Annotated in this window: 12 protein-coding genes; 5 read left to right on the top strand and 7 right to left on the bottom strand. The window is 64.4% G+C overall.

Going from position 1 to position 15,896, the window contains the following annotated elements; translation table 11 throughout:
* Positions 1-16: 16 nt before the first annotated feature.
* Genes ACK4HJ_RS04960 through scpA form a run of 4 tightly spaced genes read right to left on the bottom strand, consistent with a single transcriptional unit; the run spans position 17 to position 5,065 of the window.
* Positions 17-1,549: an acyl-CoA carboxylase subunit beta gene (locus ACK4HJ_RS04960; RefSeq protein ID WP_409828260.1), complete on the bottom strand. Its 1,533-nt coding sequence runs from the start codon at positions 1,547-1,549 to the stop codon at positions 17-19.
* 35 nt (positions 1,550-1,584) lie between these two features.
* Positions 1,585-2,604: a methylmalonyl Co-A mutase-associated GTPase MeaB gene (gene meaB, locus ACK4HJ_RS04955; RefSeq protein ID WP_409828258.1), complete on the bottom strand. Its 1,020-nt coding sequence runs from the start codon at positions 2,602-2,604 to the stop codon at positions 1,585-1,587.
* A 53-nt stretch (positions 2,605-2,657) separates the two neighbouring features.
* Positions 2,658-2,834 (bottom strand): hypothetical protein, encoded by a 177-nt coding sequence (locus ACK4HJ_RS04950; RefSeq protein ID WP_409828257.1) that lies wholly within the window; start codon positions 2,832-2,834, stop codon positions 2,658-2,660.
* A gap of 59 nt (positions 2,835-2,893) precedes the next feature.
* The gene (scpA, locus tag ACK4HJ_RS04945; protein ID WP_409828255.1) at positions 2,894-5,065 is read right to left on the bottom strand and encodes a methylmalonyl-CoA mutase; all 2,172 of its coding nucleotides are present in this window, start codon (positions 5,063-5,065) and stop codon (positions 2,894-2,896) included.
* A 143-nt stretch (positions 5,066-5,208) separates the two neighbouring features.
* Between scpA and ACK4HJ_RS04940 the strand changes: the two genes are divergently transcribed.
* Both ACK4HJ_RS04940 and ACK4HJ_RS04935 read left to right on the top strand, forming a co-directional pair.
* A complete protein-coding gene (locus ACK4HJ_RS04940) occupies positions 5,209-5,844 on the top strand; it encodes a GntR family transcriptional regulator (protein ID WP_409828253.1) in 636 nt (211 codons plus the stop codon).
* 234 nt (positions 5,845-6,078) lie between these two features.
* On the top strand, positions 6,079-7,938 hold the full coding sequence (locus ACK4HJ_RS04935) for an AMP-dependent synthetase/ligase (protein WP_409828251.1): 1,860 nt from the start codon (positions 6,079-6,081) through the stop codon (positions 7,936-7,938).
* Position 7,939: 1 nt separating this feature from the next.
* Here the strand turns inward: ACK4HJ_RS04935 and ACK4HJ_RS04930 are convergent, their stop codons facing one another.
* Entirely contained in the window at positions 7,940-9,046 is a 1,107-nt protein-coding gene (locus ACK4HJ_RS04930) for a saccharopine dehydrogenase family protein (protein ID WP_409828249.1), read from the bottom strand.
* Positions 9,047-9,193: 147 nt separating this feature from the next.
* Between ACK4HJ_RS04930 and ACK4HJ_RS04925 the strand changes: the two genes are divergently transcribed.
* Positions 9,194-9,667, top strand: coding sequence for an Lrp/AsnC family transcriptional regulator (locus ACK4HJ_RS04925; RefSeq protein WP_409828247.1), 474 nt, complete (start codon positions 9,194-9,196; stop codon positions 9,665-9,667).
* Positions 9,668-9,773: 106 nt separating this feature from the next.
* On the opposite strand, the gene ACK4HJ_RS04920 is transcribed toward ACK4HJ_RS04925, so the two are convergent.
* Positions 9,774-10,361: a lysophospholipid acyltransferase family protein gene (locus ACK4HJ_RS04920; RefSeq protein WP_409828245.1), complete on the bottom strand. Its 588-nt coding sequence runs from the start codon at positions 10,359-10,361 to the stop codon at positions 9,774-9,776.
* Positions 10,362-10,597: 236 nt separating this feature from the next.
* On the opposite strand from ACK4HJ_RS04920, the gene ACK4HJ_RS04915 reads away from it, so the two are divergent.
* Positions 10,598-11,779: an alkane 1-monooxygenase gene (locus tag ACK4HJ_RS04915; RefSeq protein WP_409828244.1), complete on the top strand. Its 1,182-nt coding sequence runs from the start codon at positions 10,598-10,600 to the stop codon at positions 11,777-11,779.
* Positions 11,780-12,000: 221 nt separating this feature from the next.
* The gene (dusA, locus tag ACK4HJ_RS04910) at positions 12,001-13,023 is read left to right on the top strand and encodes a tRNA dihydrouridine(20/20a) synthase DusA (protein ID WP_409828242.1); all 1,023 of its coding nucleotides are present in this window, start codon (positions 12,001-12,003) and stop codon (positions 13,021-13,023) included.
* 13 nt (positions 13,024-13,036) lie between these two features.
* Here the strand turns inward: dusA and ACK4HJ_RS04905 are convergent, their stop codons facing one another.
* Complete coding sequence (locus ACK4HJ_RS04905) at positions 13,037-15,817, bottom strand: EAL domain-containing protein (RefSeq protein ID WP_409828240.1); 2,781 nt, start codon at positions 15,815-15,817, stop codon at positions 13,037-13,039.
* Between the last annotated feature and the right edge of the window lie 79 nt (positions 15,818-15,896).

Below are 15,896 nucleotides of genomic sequence, written 5' to 3'. Positions count from 1 at the left end.
TATGCTCCTTGTCCGCTCACAGTGGGATGTTGCCGTGCTTGCGCCATGGGTTTTCGAGTTTCTTGTCGCGCAGCATGACCAAGCTGCGGCAAATCCGCTTGCGCGTCTCATGCGGCAGGATCACGTCGTCGATAAAGCCACGCGCACCGGCCACAAACGGGTTGGCAAAGCGCTGCTTGTATTCGGCCTCGCGGGCGGCCAGTTTGGCAGGGTCGCCTTTGTCTTCGCGGAAGATGATTTCCACCGCGCCCTTGGCGCCCATCACCGCAATCTCGGCGTTGGGCCAGGCCAGGTTCACGTCGCCGCGCAGGTGCTTGCTGCTCATCACGTCGTATGCGCCGCCGTAGGCCTTGCGGGTGATGACGGTGATCTTGGGCACGGTGCACTCGGCGTACGCGTAGAGCAGCTTGGCACCGTGCTTGATGATGCCGCCGTACTCCTGGCTGGTGCCGGGCATGAAGCCGGGCACGTCCACAAAGGTGACGACCGGGATGTTGAACGCATCACAAAAGCGCACAAAGCGCGCGGCCTTGATGCTCGACTTGATGTCCAGGCAACCGGCCAGCACCAGCGGCTGATTGGCCACGATGCCCACGGTCTGGCCTTCCATGCGGGCAAAGCCGATGATGATGTTCTTGGCGTACTCGGGCTGCAGCTCGAAAAAGTCCCCATCGTCCACGGTCTTGAGGATCAGCTCCTTCATGTCGTACGGCTTGTTGGGGTTCTCGGGCACCAGGGTGTCCAGGCTCAGATCCATGCGGTCGGCCGGGTCGTTGCTGGGGCGCACCGGGGCCTTTTCGCGGTTGTTGAGCGGCAGGTAGTTGTACAGGCGGCGCAGCATCATCAGCGCCTCCACGTCGTTCTCAAACGCCATATCGGCCACACCGCTCTTGGTGGTGTGCGTCACGGCGCCGCCCAGCTCTTCGGCCGTCACTTCTTCGTGCGTCACGGTCTTCACCACTTCGGGGCCGGTGACGAACATGTACGAGCTGTCTTTCACCATAAAGATGAAGTCCGTCATGGCGGGCGAGTACACGGCGCCACCGGCGCTCGGGCCCATGATCATGCTGATCTGCGGAATCACGCCGCTGGCCAGCACGTTCTTCTGGAACACGTCGGCATAGCCGCCGAGGGACGCCACACCTTCCTGGATGCGGGCACCGCCCGAGTCATTGAGGCCGATGACCGGAGCGCCCACCTTCATGGCCTGGTCCATCACCTTGCAGATCTTCTCGGCATGCGTTTCAGACAGCGCACCGCCAAACACCGTGAAATCCTGGCTGAACACAAACACCAGGCGGCCGTTGATCATGCCGTAGCCCGTCACCACACCGTCGCCGGGGATCTTGTTGTCCTCCATGCCAAAGTCGGTGCAGCGGTGCTCGACGAACATGTCCCATTCCTCGAACGTACCGTCGTCCAGCAGCAGTTCGATGCGCTCGCGCGCGGTGAGCTTGCCCTTGGCGTGCTGCGCATCAATGCGCTTTTGCCCGCCGCCCAGGCGTGCCAGCGCACGTTTTTTCTCCAGTTGATCCAGGATGTCTTGCATGGTCGTCCTTTGGTGAATGGGTTGGTGTCTACTATTTATTTGATAGCTACTAGCGCATGATTTGATTGCGCTTGGAGCAGATTTCGTGCTGCAGTGGATGCCGCAATGCGCCCTGCGGCCACATCGGCCTGCATCTGGGGCAGCAGCTCTTTGACCTGCGGGTGCTGGCGAAACGCTAGCTTGAGGCCTGCGTCGATGCGCTCCCACATCCAGGCCAGCGCCTGCTTCTCGCGCCGCGCGGCCAGGCGGCCGTTGGCGGTTTGCAGTTGGCGGAACTGCGCGACGGCGGCCCAGAAGCTGTCCACGCCCTGCCCAAGCAGCGCGCTGATCTGCACGACCTTGGGATGCCACAGCGTTTCGTCGTGGTGCGCGTTTTCCGGATTGCCGTGCTGGCTCAAGAGGCGCAGGCTCGATGTGATCTGTGCCTCGGCGCGCGTGGCGGCGTTCTTGTCGATGTCGGCCTTGTTGATGACCACAAGGTCGGCAATCTCCATCACGCCCTTCTTGATGGCCTGCAGGTCGTCACCCGCGTTGGGCAGCTGCATGAGCACAAACATGTCCGTCATGCCCGCCACCGCAATCTCGCTCTGGCCCACGCCCACGGTCTCGACGATGACCACGTCGTAGCCTGCCGCCTCGCAGACCAGCATGGCCTCGCGGGTCTTCTCGGCCACGCCGCCCAGCGTGCCGCTGGAGGGACTGGGGCGGATGTAGGCCTTTTCGTGCACCGACAGGTGTTCCATGCGCGTCTTGTCGCCCAGGATGGAGCCGCCCGAGACGGTGCTGGACGGGTCGATGGTGAGCACGGCCACGCGGTGGCCTTGGGCGATCAGGTACAGGCCCAAGGCTTCGATGAAGGTGGATTTGCCTACGCCGGGTACACCGCTGATGCCCAGGCGGAAGGATTTGCCGGTGTGGGGCAGCAGTTGTGTGAGCAGCTCATCGGCCTGCGCGCGGTGGTCCGCCCGCGTCGATTCGAGCAGTGTGATGGCTTTGGACATGGCGCGGCGCTGGATGGGGCCGGAGTTGCCAATGACGCCTGTATACAAGCTCATGCGGACGCCTCCGCCCTGGCGGCGGTCACGGTAAGTGAAAACTTCATGCCGGATCAGTGCTTTCTGGACGGCACCAACATCCATACCGCAAAAATCATGGCGACCAAGATGACGCAGACACCCCAAAAACGGTGGCCGTGTTGGATCAGCGCCGCGCCAATTCCGCCGAGCACGAGTCCTTCCCAGATGGCTGACATCACGCGATTTGCCGGACTCAAAGGCTTTTTCATGGCGACTCCTCTGGTTGCATTTGAGAGACAGATAAGCATCGACGTCCCGCTGCCATTTATCAAACAGCCACCGCCTTGCGAATCTGCTCCAGCACATCCTTCGCGCTGGCCGGAATCGGTGTGCCGGGGCCATACACGCCCTTGACGCCCGACTCGTACAGGAAGTCATAGTCCTGCGCCGGGATGACGCCGCCCACAAACACGATGATGTCGTCCGCACCCTGTTCCTTGAGCGACTGGATGATGGCGGGCACCAGCGTCTTGTGGCCTGCGGCCAGCGTGCTCACACCCACGGCGTGCACGTCGTTTTCAATGGCTTGGCGGGCACATTCTTCGGGCGTCTGAAACAGCGGGCCCATGTCCACGTCAAAGCCCAGATCGGCAAACGCAGTGGCGACCACCTTGGCGCCCCGGTCGTGGCCGTCCTGGCCCAACTTGGCGATCATCACGCGGGGGCGGCGGCCCTGTTCTTCGGCAAAGGCATTGATTTCGGTCTTGAGTTTGTCCCAGCCTTCGGCCGAGTCATAAGCAGCTGCGTACACGCCGGTCACCTTTTGTGTATCGGCGCGGTGGCGCCCGTAAACCTTTTCCAGGGCATCGCTCACCTCGCCCACCGTGGCGCGCAGGCGCACGGCCTGGATGGACAAATCGAGCAGGTTGCCCTCGCCGCTCTCCGCTGCAGCAGTCAGCGCATCCAGCGCAGCCTGCACCTTGGCAGCATCGCGCGTTGCACGGATCTTTTGCAGGCGAGCGATCTGGCCGTCGCGCACCTTCATGTTGTCGATCTGCAGGATATCGACCGGGTCTTCCTTCGCCAGCTTGTACTTGTTGACGCCCACGATCACGTCCTTGCCGCTGTCGATGCGCGCCTGCTTCTCGGCGGCGGCGGCTTCGATCTTGAGCTTGGCCCAGCCGCTGTCCACGGCCTGGGTCATGCCACCCATGGCCTCGACCTCTTCGATGATCTTCCAGGCGGCGTCGGCCATGTCCTGCGTCAGCTTTTCCATCATGTAGCTGCCGGCCCAGGGATCGATCACGTTGGTGATGTGGGTCTCTTCCTGAATGATGAGCTGCGTGTTGCGCGCAATGCGGGCGCTGAACTCGGTGGGCAGCGCAATGGCTTCGTCAAAGCTGTTGGTGTGCAGACTCTGCGTGCCGCCAAACACGGCCGCCATGGCCTCGATGGTGGTGCGCACCACGTTGTTATAGGGGTCTTGTTCGGTGAGGCTCCAGCCCGAGGTCTGGCAGTGCGTGCGCAGCATCAGGCTCTTGGGGTTTTTGGCGCCCGTGGCTTTCATGATGCGGCACCACAGCAGGCGCGCGGCGCGCATCTTGGCGACTTCGAGGTAAAAGTTCATGCCAATCGCCCAGAAGAAGCTCAGGCGCCCGGCGAACTCGTCCACGTCCATGCCCTTGGCGATGGCGGTCTTCACATATTCCTTGCCGTCGGCCAGGGTGAAGGCCAGCTCCAGCGCCTGGTTGGCCCCGGCTTCCTGCATGTGGTAGCCGCTGATCGAGATCGAGTTGAACTTCGGCATGTTCTTGGCCGTGTACTCGATGATGTCGCCAATGATCTTCATCGACGGCTTGGGCGGGTAGATGTAGGTGTTGCGCACCATGAACTCTTTCAGAATGTCGTTCTGAATGGTTCCGCTGAGCTTTTCTTGCGAGACGCCCTGCTCTTCCGCCGCCACCACATAGCCCGCCAGAACGGGCAGCACGGCGCCGTTCATGGTCATCGATACGCTGACCTTGTCGAGCGGGATCTGGTCGAACAGGATCTTCATGTCCTCGACCGAGTCGATCGCCACGCCGGCCTTGCCCACATCGCCCGTCACGCGGGGGTGGTCGCTGTCGTAGCCACGGTGTGTGGCCAGATCGAACGCCACCGACACGCCCTGCCCGCCTGCGGCCAGGGCCTTGCGGTAGAAGGCATTGGATTCTTCAGCAGTGGAGAAGCCAGCGTACTGGCGAATCGTCCAGGGCCGCACGGCATACATGGTGGCCTGGGGGCCGCGCAGGTAGGGCTCAAAACCGGGCAGTGTGTTGGCGTACGGCAGGCTGGCCGTGTCTTCGGCGGTGTACAGCGGCTTGACGGTGATGCCATCGGGCGTGACCCAGTTGAGGGCGCTGACATCGCCCCCCGGTGCCGACTTGGCTGCGGCCTTGGCCCAGGCTTCCAGCGAAGACGCGGCGAACTCTGGGGCGTTGTTGGTGGGTTTGTCACTCATGGCAAAAGCTACTCCGAAGATGGCATGGGGGCGTCCAACACGGCGCACAGGCGGTGACCGCACGGGTGCTGTGGTGTGGCGGCGAGTTTACATCATTCATAATTATTGATTCAAAATATTCTTCGTAGCTTACAATCCGCCCTATGTCTGCCTCCACCCTCACTCCCCGTGCGCTCTATGAAGAAGTGGCCGAGCAATTGCGCCAGCGCATCTTCCGCCGCGAGCTGGAGCCTGGCAGCTGGATCGACGAGCTCAAGATTGCTGAGGAATTCGGCATCAGCCGCACCCCGCTGCGCGAGGCGCTGAAGGTGCTGGCCGCCGAAGGCCTGGTCACGATGAAGGTGCGCCGTGGCGCCTATGTGACGGAGATGAGTGAAAAAGACCTGCGCGACGTGTACCACCTGCTCAGCCTGCTGGAGAGCGACGCCGCAGGCGTGGTGGCAGAGCGCGCCACTGAGACCCAGTTAAAGACCCTGCAGGACCTGCACGCCGAACTGGAAGCCGCCGTGGCAGACCGCGAGAAATTCTTTGCCATCAACGAACGCTTTCACATGCACCTGCTGGAGATGGCCGACAACCGCTGGCGCAGCCAGATGGTGGCCGACCTGCGCAAGGTGATGAAGCTCAACCGCCACAACTCGCTGTTCAAACAGGGGCGCATTGAAGATTCGCTGGGCGAGCACCGCGCCATCCTGGCCGCCATGGTGGCGCGCGACGCCAAGGCCACGGTCAAGGCCATGCAGGCGCACTTTGCGCAGGGGCTGGAGGCGGCAACCTGAGAGTCAGCTGGCGGCAACGCCGCCCGCGTGCAGTTCAGCGCAGCGGTTGGGCAGGGCAGTCAGGCCTTTTTCGCCGCGTCACAGCACCTCGTCATTCCGCAAATCGGAATGCACCATTTGCAACACAACAGCATGTTGCTGCGCCAGATGCCACGGGTTCGCTCGCTATCATTCCCCGGGTTTACACCAAGGCCGCGCGCATACCGCGCCTGACGCCTTCCCCGCTGAGCCTGCATGACCCCCTCCCCCACCGATATCGCCAGCGTCCATACGCTGCCCCAGCTCCTTGCCTACCGCGCTGCGCGCACCCCCAACGCCGAGGCCTACCGAGCCTTCGACACCAACACCCAGGCCTGGACAAGCCTGACCTGGGCAGAAACAACACACCGCGTAGGAACCTGGGCCCAGGCCCTCGCGGCCATGCAGTTGCCCGCAGCGGCGCGCATCGCCATCCTGCTGCCCAACGGCCTGAATGCCATGTGCGCGGACCAGGCCACGCTGGCAACCGGCTGCGTGCCCGTTCCGCTGCATGCCATCGACAACCCGGGCAGCATCGCTTACATCCTGTCGGACTGCGAGGCGTCGATGCTGATCGTGAGCCACGCAGAGCAGTGGGAAAAGATCCAGGCCGTGGGCACACCGTTTCCAGCTTTGCGCGCGGTGGTGATCACCGACGAGGACACATCGAGCTTCAAGGCCATAGCGGGTTATGGCGACGGCCCTGCGGTTGGATCGCTTGTGCAGTGGCTGGCCGTGGCAGCGCACGCGGGCAGAGCCCCTGTGCCAAAAGCGCCAGAAGCCGAAGACCTGGCCGCCATCGTCTACACCTCCGGCACCACGGGCAAGCCCAAGGGCGTGATGCTCACCCACCACAACGTGATCAGCGACGTGAAGGCCGTGCTGGAGCGCATTGCACCCACGGTGGACGACGTGTTCCTGTCGTTCCTGCCGCTCTCGCACACCTTTGAGCGCACTGGCGGGTACTACCTGCCGATTGCGGCGGGGAGTTGCGTGGCCTATGCGCGCTCGGTGGCGCAATTGGCCGAGGACCTCAAGACGGTGCGTCCCACCGTTCTGGTGTCTGTGCCCCGCATTTACGAGCGCATCCACGCCAAGCTGATCGAAAAACTCTCGCCCACGCCCTGGAAGATGCAGCTTTACGAAGCTGCGCAGAACAAGGGCTGGGCCCGGTTTTGCGCTGCGCAAGGCCTGCCCGCCCCAGCGGCCGAAGACGGCCGCGCCGCAGGCTGGATGACCGCCCTGCCCTGGCCGCTGCTGCAGGCCCTGGTCGCCAAGCCGCTGCTGGCCCAGTTTGGCGGCCGCGTACGGGTGGCGGTGAGTGGCGGCGCCCCGCTGTCGCCCACCATTGCCAAGTGTTTTCTGGGCTTGGGCCTGCCGCTCATCCAGGGTTACGGCATGACGGAGACTGCCCCCGTGGTGTCGGTGAACTCGCTGGACGACAACGACCCCGCCTGCGTTGGCAAGGCATTGCCGGGCGTGGAGGTGCGCATCGGCGACAACCGCGAGCTGCAGGTGCGTGGCCCCATCGTGATGAAGGGCTACTGGAAGCGGCCGGAAGATACGGCCAAGATCATCAGCCCCGACGGCTGGCTGGGCACGGGCGACCAGGCCGAGATCGTGAACGGCCGCATCTACATAAAGGGCCGCATCAAGGAAATCATCGTCACCTCCACCGGCGAAAAGGTGCCACCCGGCGACCTGGAACTTGCCCTGCTGGCCGACCCGCTGCTGGAGCAGGCCTTTGTGGTGGGCGAAAACCGCCCCTTCATCGCCTGCGTGGCCGTGCTCAAGCGCGACGAATGGCAGCGCCTTGCGGGCGACCTGGGACTAAGTCCACAGGACGAAGGCAGCCTGAACCACCCCAGCGTGCACCGCGCCGTGCTGGCCCGCATCGAGAAGAACACGGCCAGCTTTGCACGCTATGCCGTACCCCGTGCGGTGCACCTTACGCTGGAGCCGTGGACGATTGAAAACACCTTCATGACGCCCACGCTCAAGCTAAAACGCAACAACCTGATGGCACACTTTGCCGAGGCTGTTGAAGGCATGTACCAAAAGCCGGGAGGCCGCTGAGTCACAGGGTCAGCGCCCGCTCTTGGGCGTATGCCTCGCCAAAGCGATTCGCCAAGAAATCTTTCAGCGCGACGGCCTCCTGCCCCACAAACCCCTGCTGCGGCAACTGGCCGTGGGCCACCAGATCCAGCGCCGTGCAGATGCCTGCAGCCGTGGTGAGCTGGATGGCGCTCAGCGTGTGCCCCGCCACCTGCTTGCCCACTATGCGCGCGGAGTATGAGTCCTGCACCAGACGCCCGCCCTTGAGGCCCGACGCAGTGGCAAAAATCACGATCACGTCCTGGTCGGTGGTGGGGATGGCGGTCTCCAGAATGTCCTGGAGCAGATCGCGCCGATCACGCAGGCGCAGGTCATTCAGCAGCAGTTTCAGGATGGCGTTGTGGCCCGGGTAGCGGATGGACTGGTAGTCCACTTGCCGCGCCTTGCCCGCCAGCGTTTCCGTCAGCGTGCCCAGCCCGCCCGAGGTGTTGAAGGCCTCATATTCCACACCGTCCAGCGCAAAGGTTTCCAGGCCGTCGAGCGCAGGCACCGTGGTGCGCACGCCGTCCACAATGGCTTCGCAGGGGTTGCAGTACTCGTTGATGAGGCCTTCGGTGCTCCACGTCAGGTTGTAGCGCAGGGCGCCCTGCGGGTAGCGCGGCAGCGCGCCCACACGCATGCGAAGCGTGTGCAGGGTGTCAAAACGGCGCGCCAAGTCATTGCCCACGATGCCAATGAAGCCCGGGGCCAAGCCGCACTGGGGCATGAGCACGCTGCGGGCGTTGGCAGCCAGGGCGCGGATGGCCTGGGTGCTGGCCACGTCTTCGGTCAGGTCAAAGTAATGCACGCCTGCGCTGGCGCACAACGTCGCTACGGGCACAGCGCGGTGGAATGGCAATGCGTTGAGCACGGCAAAGCGGCCGTCGATGGCGGCTTGCAGACTGGCGTCGTCCACGGTCAAACGGGTGGAGATGCCCAGCGCCGCCACATCGGCCAGGCGGCTGGCATCGCGGTCGGCTACCAAGACGTCGTAGCCGCCAGCCTGCTGCAACAAGAGCGCCATGGCAAAGCCAATATGACCCGCACCCAGGATGGTGATGGCGTGGCGGGTGGAGGTCGTAGAGGTCATGGCAATGCTCCTGGTCTGTGCTGTAGGCAGGGCCGCAGCGGTACTGAAAGATGCCTTGATCCTAGGCAAGGGCACTGTCAATGTGTAGCTACCAGATCGTCGAAAAATGGCTCATGAAGCGTCATAACGGCGAATATCATGGCCACTATGACTTCCGAGCCTACAACCCCCACCGCCCCGCCCTCGCTGGACACCTCCGACCGTCAGTTGCTGAGCCTGCTGCAGGCCAATGCGCGCGAAGGCACGGCCCAGCTCGCCCGCAAACTGGGGCTGGCGCGCACCACCGTGGTGGCGCGCATTGCGCGGCTGGAGCGTTCGGGCGTGGTGGCGGGCTACGGCGTGCGGCTGGGGACACGGCACGATGCCACCACGGTGCGGGCCTGGTGCAGCATCAGCGTGTTGCCGAAGGCAGCGCCCGCCGTGCTGCGCGCGCTGGAGGCCATGCCCGAGGTCGAAGAGGTATCCGCCGTGAGCGGGCCGTTTGACTACCTGGTGTTCTTGCGCTGCACCAGCCACGAGCAGCTCGACGCCCTGCTCGACAAAGTGGGCCAGCTCGACGGTGTGCACCAAACGCAGACCAGCATCGTGCTCAGCCGCAAGATCGACCGCCGCAGTGTGTGAGCGTGAATACGCCTCCCTTTAGCGCAGTCACTCCACTTTTTATAGCTGCCAGCGCTTGATGGATAAGCGCTAGAGGCCAATTTCATTCAAATTTCGATCGCCAGCATCAGGCCTCGAACTGCTTCGGGTTCTTGCCCTGGATCGGCGCATAAAACGCCTTGATGCGCGCCATGTCGCCGTCCACATCACCCGTGGGCTCAAACACCGGCCCCAGGCCGCCGACCTTACGGCCATAGTCCACAAACGCGAGCACGATGGGCACACCCGCCTGTTGGGCGATGTAGTAAAAGCCCGTCTTCCAGTGCCGCGTCTTGCCGCGTGTGCCCTCGGGCGGCACGATGAGTTGCATGGGGCCGTCTGCGTCGCGCATGGCCTTGGCCGAGGTGGCGACCAGGTTGTTGGCTTGGCTGCGGTCCACCGGGATGCCCCCCAGCCAGCGCATCACCCCGCCAAACGGCGCCTTGAACAGGCTGCTTTTGCCCATCCAGTACACCCGCAGGCGCAGCGAGAACGCCAGCATCAGCGTGTACGGCAGGTCCCAATTGCTGGTGTGGGGCGCGGCAATCAGCACGCTTTTGGTGGCCTGGGGGGGCAAGGCACCCTCGACTTTCCAGCCGGTAATGCGCAAGGTGAATCGGGAAAAAGCGCGCAGAAGCGTATTGACAACCGGCGTGTCAAAAATAGTGTGGTGCATGGGGAGGGAGAGAGCAGGCAGCGCTTGGGGGCGCATCAGAAGCGCGCGAAGTATCGCCTATGTGGCCAAGGCCCCTGTTGAGCCAGGGCAAACAAAAACAGCGCTGCATTGCGTCGCTGAGCGTGGCCCTGGGTGAGATTGTCAACAACCTTGAACCAGCCCCGCTGGTGGTCAAAAAAAACTGGCTTTTGCCACCCGGTTGCCCAGAATCCGTAACACCCACCCACGACCCGAACATGCTGCGCGCCCACCGCTACACCGAAACCCGCTACCGCGACCGCAAGCGGTATGCGTGGTTGTTGTCGCTGGTGGTGCCCTGCACCGTGGCTGTAGGGCCTGCGCTGATGCTGTGGACCGGCGATCCGCTGGCGCTGTGGACACCCGTGGCGTTTTTCTACTTGGTGGCGCCATTGCTGGACTGGCTGCTGGGCACTGACCAAAGCAACCCACCCGAATCCGCCGTGCCCGAGCTGGAGCGCGACCGCTACTACCGCCGCATCACCTACCTGCTGGTGCCGGTGCTGTGGGTGGCCTTCATCTTCAGCACCTGGTTTGTGGCCGCACAGCCCCTGCCCTGGCATGGCGTGCTGGCCATGGTGCTGACCACGGGCACGGTGGGCGGCTTCTGCATCAACCTGGGGCATGAACTGGGCCACAAGAACTCCGAACTCGAACGCTGGCTGGCCAAGCTGGTGCTGGCCCCCACGGCATACGGGCACTTCTTCATCGAACACAACCGGGGCCATCACCGCGATGTGGCCACGCCGGCCGACCCGGCTTCGTCGCGCATGGGCGAGTCGATTTACCGCTTTGTGCTGCGCGAGATGCCCGGCGCCTTGCGCCGCGCCTGGGCGCTGGAAAAAGACCGGCTGGCCCGCGAGCGGTTGCCACTGATCTCGTGGCACAACGAAATCCTGCAACCCGCACTGATCACTGTGCTGCTGTGGGCCGCATTGGCCCTGTGGCTGGGCGCGGTGGTGCTGCCGTTTCTGGTGGCGGCCTCGTTCTGGGCCAACTTCCAGCTCACTTCGGCCAACTATGTCGAGCACTACGGCTTGCTGCGCGCGCAGGATGCCAACGGACGCTACGAGCCCTGCCAGCCGCACCATTCGTGGAACAGCAACCACGTGTTCTCCAACTGGGCGCTGTTCCATCTGCAAAGGCACTCGGACCACCACGCGCACCCGCTGCGGCGCTACCAGTCGCTGCGCCACTTTGAGCACGTGCCGCAGTTGCCCATCGGCTACTTTGGCATGTTCACCCTGGCCTATGTGCCGCCGCTGTGGCGCCGCGTGATGGACCCGCGCCTGCTGGCCCAGACCGGCCGCGACGCCGAGCACATCAACATCGACCCGCAGCAACGCGCCGCCGTCATACGCAGGTATGGCCTGCGCGATGCGGCGCCATTGGGCGGCTGAGCGCTCAATCAACTCCGCACGGCGTTGGCGAACACGCCGCCGCCACTTCTGAATTGATAGCTGTCAGCGCTTGATACACAAGCGCTAGAGCCCCATTTCATCAAAAACCCTGTGCCTACCCGCTGCGCGCTGGCAGTGGGATAATCACGGCCTCGCGCCGGCTGCTGGCTGTGCAGCCCTCCCCGCGCCCTCCTCCCAACTCCCCGCTTCGTAGATCTCCCGTGGACCCCACACTGAGCCCCTGGCGCATGTCCGTCGCCCCCATGATGGACTGGACAGACCGCCACTGCCGTTACTTTCACAGGCTGTTGACGCGCCATACCCTGCTGTACACCGAAATGGTGAATGCGGGCGGCATCCTGTACGGCGGCACCGAGCGCCACCTGCGCTACAACGCCGAAGAGCACCCCGTGGCCCTGCAGCTGGGCGGCAACGAGCCCGACAAACTGGCCCAGGCCGCCAAGCTGGGGGAGGAATGGGGCTACGACGAAATCAACCTGAACTGCGGCTGCCCCAGCGACCGCGTGCAGCGCGGCGCCTTTGGTGCCAGCCTGATGAAAGCGCCCCAGCTGGTGGCCGACTGCGTGAAGGCCATGAAGGACGTGGTCAGCGTGCCAGTCACCGTCAAGCACCGCATCGGCATCGACAAGGTGGAGGACTACGGTTTTGTGCGCGACTTCATCGGCACCGTGGCCGAGGCCGGCTGCACCGTCTTCATCGTGCATGCGCGCAACGCCTGGTTGCAAGGTCTGAGCCCTAAGGAAAACCGCGATATTCCGCCGTTGCGCTACGAGGTGGTGCATCGTCTGAAGGCCGAGTTCCCGCAGTTCACCATTGCCATCAACGGTGGCATCACTACCGATGCCGTGGTGCAGGAGCAGCTCACGCACCTGGACGGCGTGATGATCGGCCGCGAGGCGTACCACAACCCCTGGTGGCTGGCCCGCTGGGACCAGCTCTACTACGGTGAACAAGGTGGCGTGCCTTGCCCCCTGACCCGCGAGGAGGTGGAGCTGGCGATGGTCGAATACATGGAGCGCGAGGCCGCCCAGTACGGCACTCCCTGGCCCCACATTGCCCGCCACATGCTGGGCCTGCGCCACAGCCTGCCCGGTGCCCGCATCTGGCGCCAAGTGTGGAGCAACCATCTGCTCAAGGACCGGCCCGCTCGCGAGGTACATGCGCTGGCGCGGCAGTCGTACAGCCAGGCCTCAGCCGAAGCCGAAACGGCCGCTGCGTTATAGGGCGGCTTCGGGTCTATTGCGGCGTCCCCAACCGCCGCTCCACCCACACCGCCAGCGGCTCCGGCCGCCCAAACAGATAGCCCTGCAGGCATTCGCACTGGTTGGCAACCAAAAAGTCGGCCTGGGCGCGCGTCTCCACCCCTTCGGCCACCACACGCAGGTGGAGGTGGCTGGCAACCGCCAGGATGGACTGCACGATCGCGGTGTCGCTGGGGTCGTCGGGAGTGTCGTGCACGAAGCTCTTGTCGATCTTCAGCTCGAACAGCGGCAGGCGCTTGAGGTAGGCCAGGCTGGAATAGCCGGTGCCGAAGTCGTCGATGGAAAAGCGCACGCCCAGGCCCACGATTTCGGTCATGCGGGCAATGGTGTCATCCAGGTTTTCAATCAACAGGCTCTCGGTCACCTCAAGGATCAAGTTGCCGGGGTGGGCGCCGGTGTGGGCCAGCACATGGCGCACGCGGTCGACAAAATCGTCCTGGCGGAACTGCCGCTCGCTCACGTTCACCGACAGCGAAAGTTCTTGTCCGGCCGCCTGCAGGCGGGCCAGGGTTTCGCAGGCTTGCTGGATCATCCAGTCGCCCATGCGCAGGATGAGACCCGAGGCCTCTGCAATGGGGATGAAGCGGCCGGGCGGCACGTTGCCGCGCACCGGGTGGTTCCAGCGCATCAGCAGTTCACCGCCCACCACCTTGCCGGCGGCGTCCACCTGGTTTTGCACAAAGGCCGCCAGCTGGCCTTCGGCGTGGGCCTTTTTCAGGTCTTGCTCCAGCGCCAGGCGCTCTTGCACGTCGGCCTGCATGGCGGCTTCGTAAAAGCGGATGCGGTTGCGGCCCAAGTCCTTGGCACGGTACATGGCGGTGTCTGCCTCGCGCAGCAGGTCTTCCACCCCCTCTCCGCTCTTGGGGAACAGGGTGATGCCGATGCTGCCGGTGGCGCTGTACAGGTGGGTGTCGATGGCGTAGGGCGCCTCCAGCAGCGCGCGCAGGTCTTCGGCCACCAGCAGCGCGGCGCGGCCGGCGGTGTCCACATCCGCGGCCAGGTTGTGCACCAGCAACACAAACTCGTCGCCGCCAATGCGGGCCACGGTGTCCCCCGGGCGCACGTGGCGCTGCAGGCGCTGGGCCACCTGTACCAGCAGGGCGTCGCCGACCGTGTGGCCGCGCGCATCATTGATCTGCTTGAAGTCGTCCAGGTCCAGGTACAGCACGGCGCCCACCTGGGCGGTTTTTTGGGCATTCACCAGTGCGTGTTCCAGCCGGTCCAGCAGCATGCGGCGGTTGGGCAGGCCGGTCAGCGCGTCGAAATACGCGAGCTGGTGCGTGCGCGCCTCGGCCTGCTTGCGCTCGGTGATGTCGCGCGACAGCGCAATGAAGCGCGGCTCTCCGCCCGGCGCGGCGCTTTCCTTGCGGGCGATGGACAATTCGAACCAGTGCGCCACGCCATCCAGTTCGAGCATGTACTGGTGCCCGGCCGAATAACCGGTGCGGTGGGCCGCATCCAGCGCCGCATGGCAGCCAGCAGCGGCCTCGGGCGGCACTACGTCCGACAGCAGCCGGCCCAAAAACATCTCGGGCGGAACGGCCAGCAGTTCGGACCGTGCGGAGCGGAAGTGGTGGATGCGTCCGTCCAGCCCGAGCTCGAACAGCAGGTCCGGGATGGCGCTCAGCGTGCTTTCCAGGTCGTCGCGCGTGGCACGCAGCTCGGCTGTCATATGGTGCGCCAGGGCCACAGCGCGCTCGCGCCCGGTGGCAAGCAGCCAAGTGAGCCAGGCCAGCATCAGGCTCAGCGCAGCCCCCATGACTGCCACGGCGTGGTGGCTGTCGTCCTGGTGGCGCAGCGCAAAGCTGGCCAACGGGCGCATGTGCAGCGTCCAGGTTCGCCCGCCGATGTCCAGCGTGCGCTGCGTCTGCAGGCCTGGCGTCTGTTCACCCGCCTGTGGCAGGGCCTGCACCAGGGGGCCATACAGCCGTGTTCCGTCTGGGCCGGCAGGGCCGTCGTACAGGGCCACGCCGATGTCGGGCGACAGCTCGCGCGCCATGCCGGTGATGATGTCTCCCGCCCGGAATGGCGCAGAAACCCAGCCCAGCAAACTCGCACGCCGCGCCGCCGTGCTGCTGATGTCTGCCTGCGGCGCATACATGGGCAGGTACATCACCACGCCCGGCAAGGTGTTTGGCGCCTGGTCCTGAAGCAAAGGCAAGGGGGCCGTCAGCGCAAGAGTGCCGCTGTCGCGCGCCTGCTCCAGCGCATCGCGCGCCTCGGGAATGGTCTGCACGTCAAAGCCCAGCGCGCGCAGGTTGTCGCCGCGCAGGGGTTCGATGTGGGTGATGGGTGCATACACCGGCCGTGCGCCCGCCGGGCGCACGGTGTACTGCGGAAAGCCGCGCCGCCGCATGTCGGCAATGTGGAGCTCAAGCTGCGGCTCGGTGAGCTGCAGGATCAGCGACACGCCTTGCAGGCCGGGCCGGGTCTCCTGCAGTTCCAAGGCCTCCACGTACGACTGGAACTCTTCGCGGCTGATGCTCTCGGAGCCCTCGAAATAGCCCTTCACGCCACGCAGCACCACCTCGTAGGTGGCCATGCGGTCCTTCAGGTTGTAGGCGATCTGATCGGCCGCAACTTCAAAGTTCTGCTGCCGTTTGGTCTGGGAATTGGTCTCTTCAGCCTGCCAGTACAGGTAGGTGAGACCCAGTATGACCAGTCCCACCAAGGGCGGCAGTACCACGGGCATCCAGCGGTGGCTGGCAGCAGCGGTCGGGCCGTCGTTGGCAATGGGAGGTGTGGGCTCAGGCATGCAAGGACGCAATGGTGTGCACCATTATGGGCTGCTGTCTGGCACCACCAAGTGGCGTTTGCGCACATACTTGCTGCGC

The organism is Acidovorax sp. (assembly GCF_046294525.1).
GTDB lineage: Bacteria > Pseudomonadota > Gammaproteobacteria > Burkholderiales > Burkholderiaceae_C > Acidovorax.
The sequence above is the reverse complement of the archived record's forward strand: the minus strand, read 5'-3'. Positions and strand labels throughout refer to the sequence as shown.

Bases quoted from the DNA above. Each gene is read 5' to 3' on its own strand.
- ACK4HJ_RS04920 (WP_409828245.1), bottom strand. From the start codon at position 10,361: ATGCACCACACTATTTTTGACACGCCGGTTGTCAATACGCTTCTGCGC.
- scpA (WP_409828255.1), bottom strand. From the start codon at position 5,065: ATGAGTGACAAACCCACCAACAACGCCCCAGAGTTCGCCGCGTCTTCG.
- meaB (WP_409828258.1), bottom strand. From the start codon at position 2,604: ATGAGCTTGTATACAGGCGTCATTGGCAACTCCGGCCCCATCCAGCGC.
- ACK4HJ_RS04925 (WP_409828247.1), top strand. From the start codon at position 9,194: ATGACTTCCGAGCCTACAACCCCCACCGCCCCGCCCTCGCTGGACACC.
- ACK4HJ_RS04915 (WP_409828244.1), top strand. From the start codon at position 10,598: ATGCTGCGCGCCCACCGCTACACCGAAACCCGCTACCGCGACCGCAAG.
- ACK4HJ_RS04905 (WP_409828240.1), bottom strand. From the start codon at position 15,817: ATGCCTGAGCCCACACCTCCCATTGCCAACGACGGCCCGACCGCTGCT.
- ACK4HJ_RS04930 (WP_409828249.1), bottom strand. From the start codon at position 9,046: ATGACCTCTACGACCTCCACCCGCCACGCCATCACCATCCTGGGTGCG.
- ACK4HJ_RS04950 (WP_409828257.1), bottom strand. From the start codon at position 2,834: ATGAAAAAGCCTTTGAGTCCGGCAAATCGCGTGATGTCAGCCATCTGG.
- ACK4HJ_RS04960 (WP_409828260.1), bottom strand. From the start codon at position 1,549: ATGCAAGACATCCTGGATCAACTGGAGAAAAAACGTGCGCTGGCACGC.
- ACK4HJ_RS04940 (WP_409828253.1), top strand. From the start codon at position 5,209: ATGTCTGCCTCCACCCTCACTCCCCGTGCGCTCTATGAAGAAGTGGCC.
- ACK4HJ_RS04935 (WP_409828251.1), top strand. From the start codon at position 6,079: ATGACCCCCTCCCCCACCGATATCGCCAGCGTCCATACGCTGCCCCAG.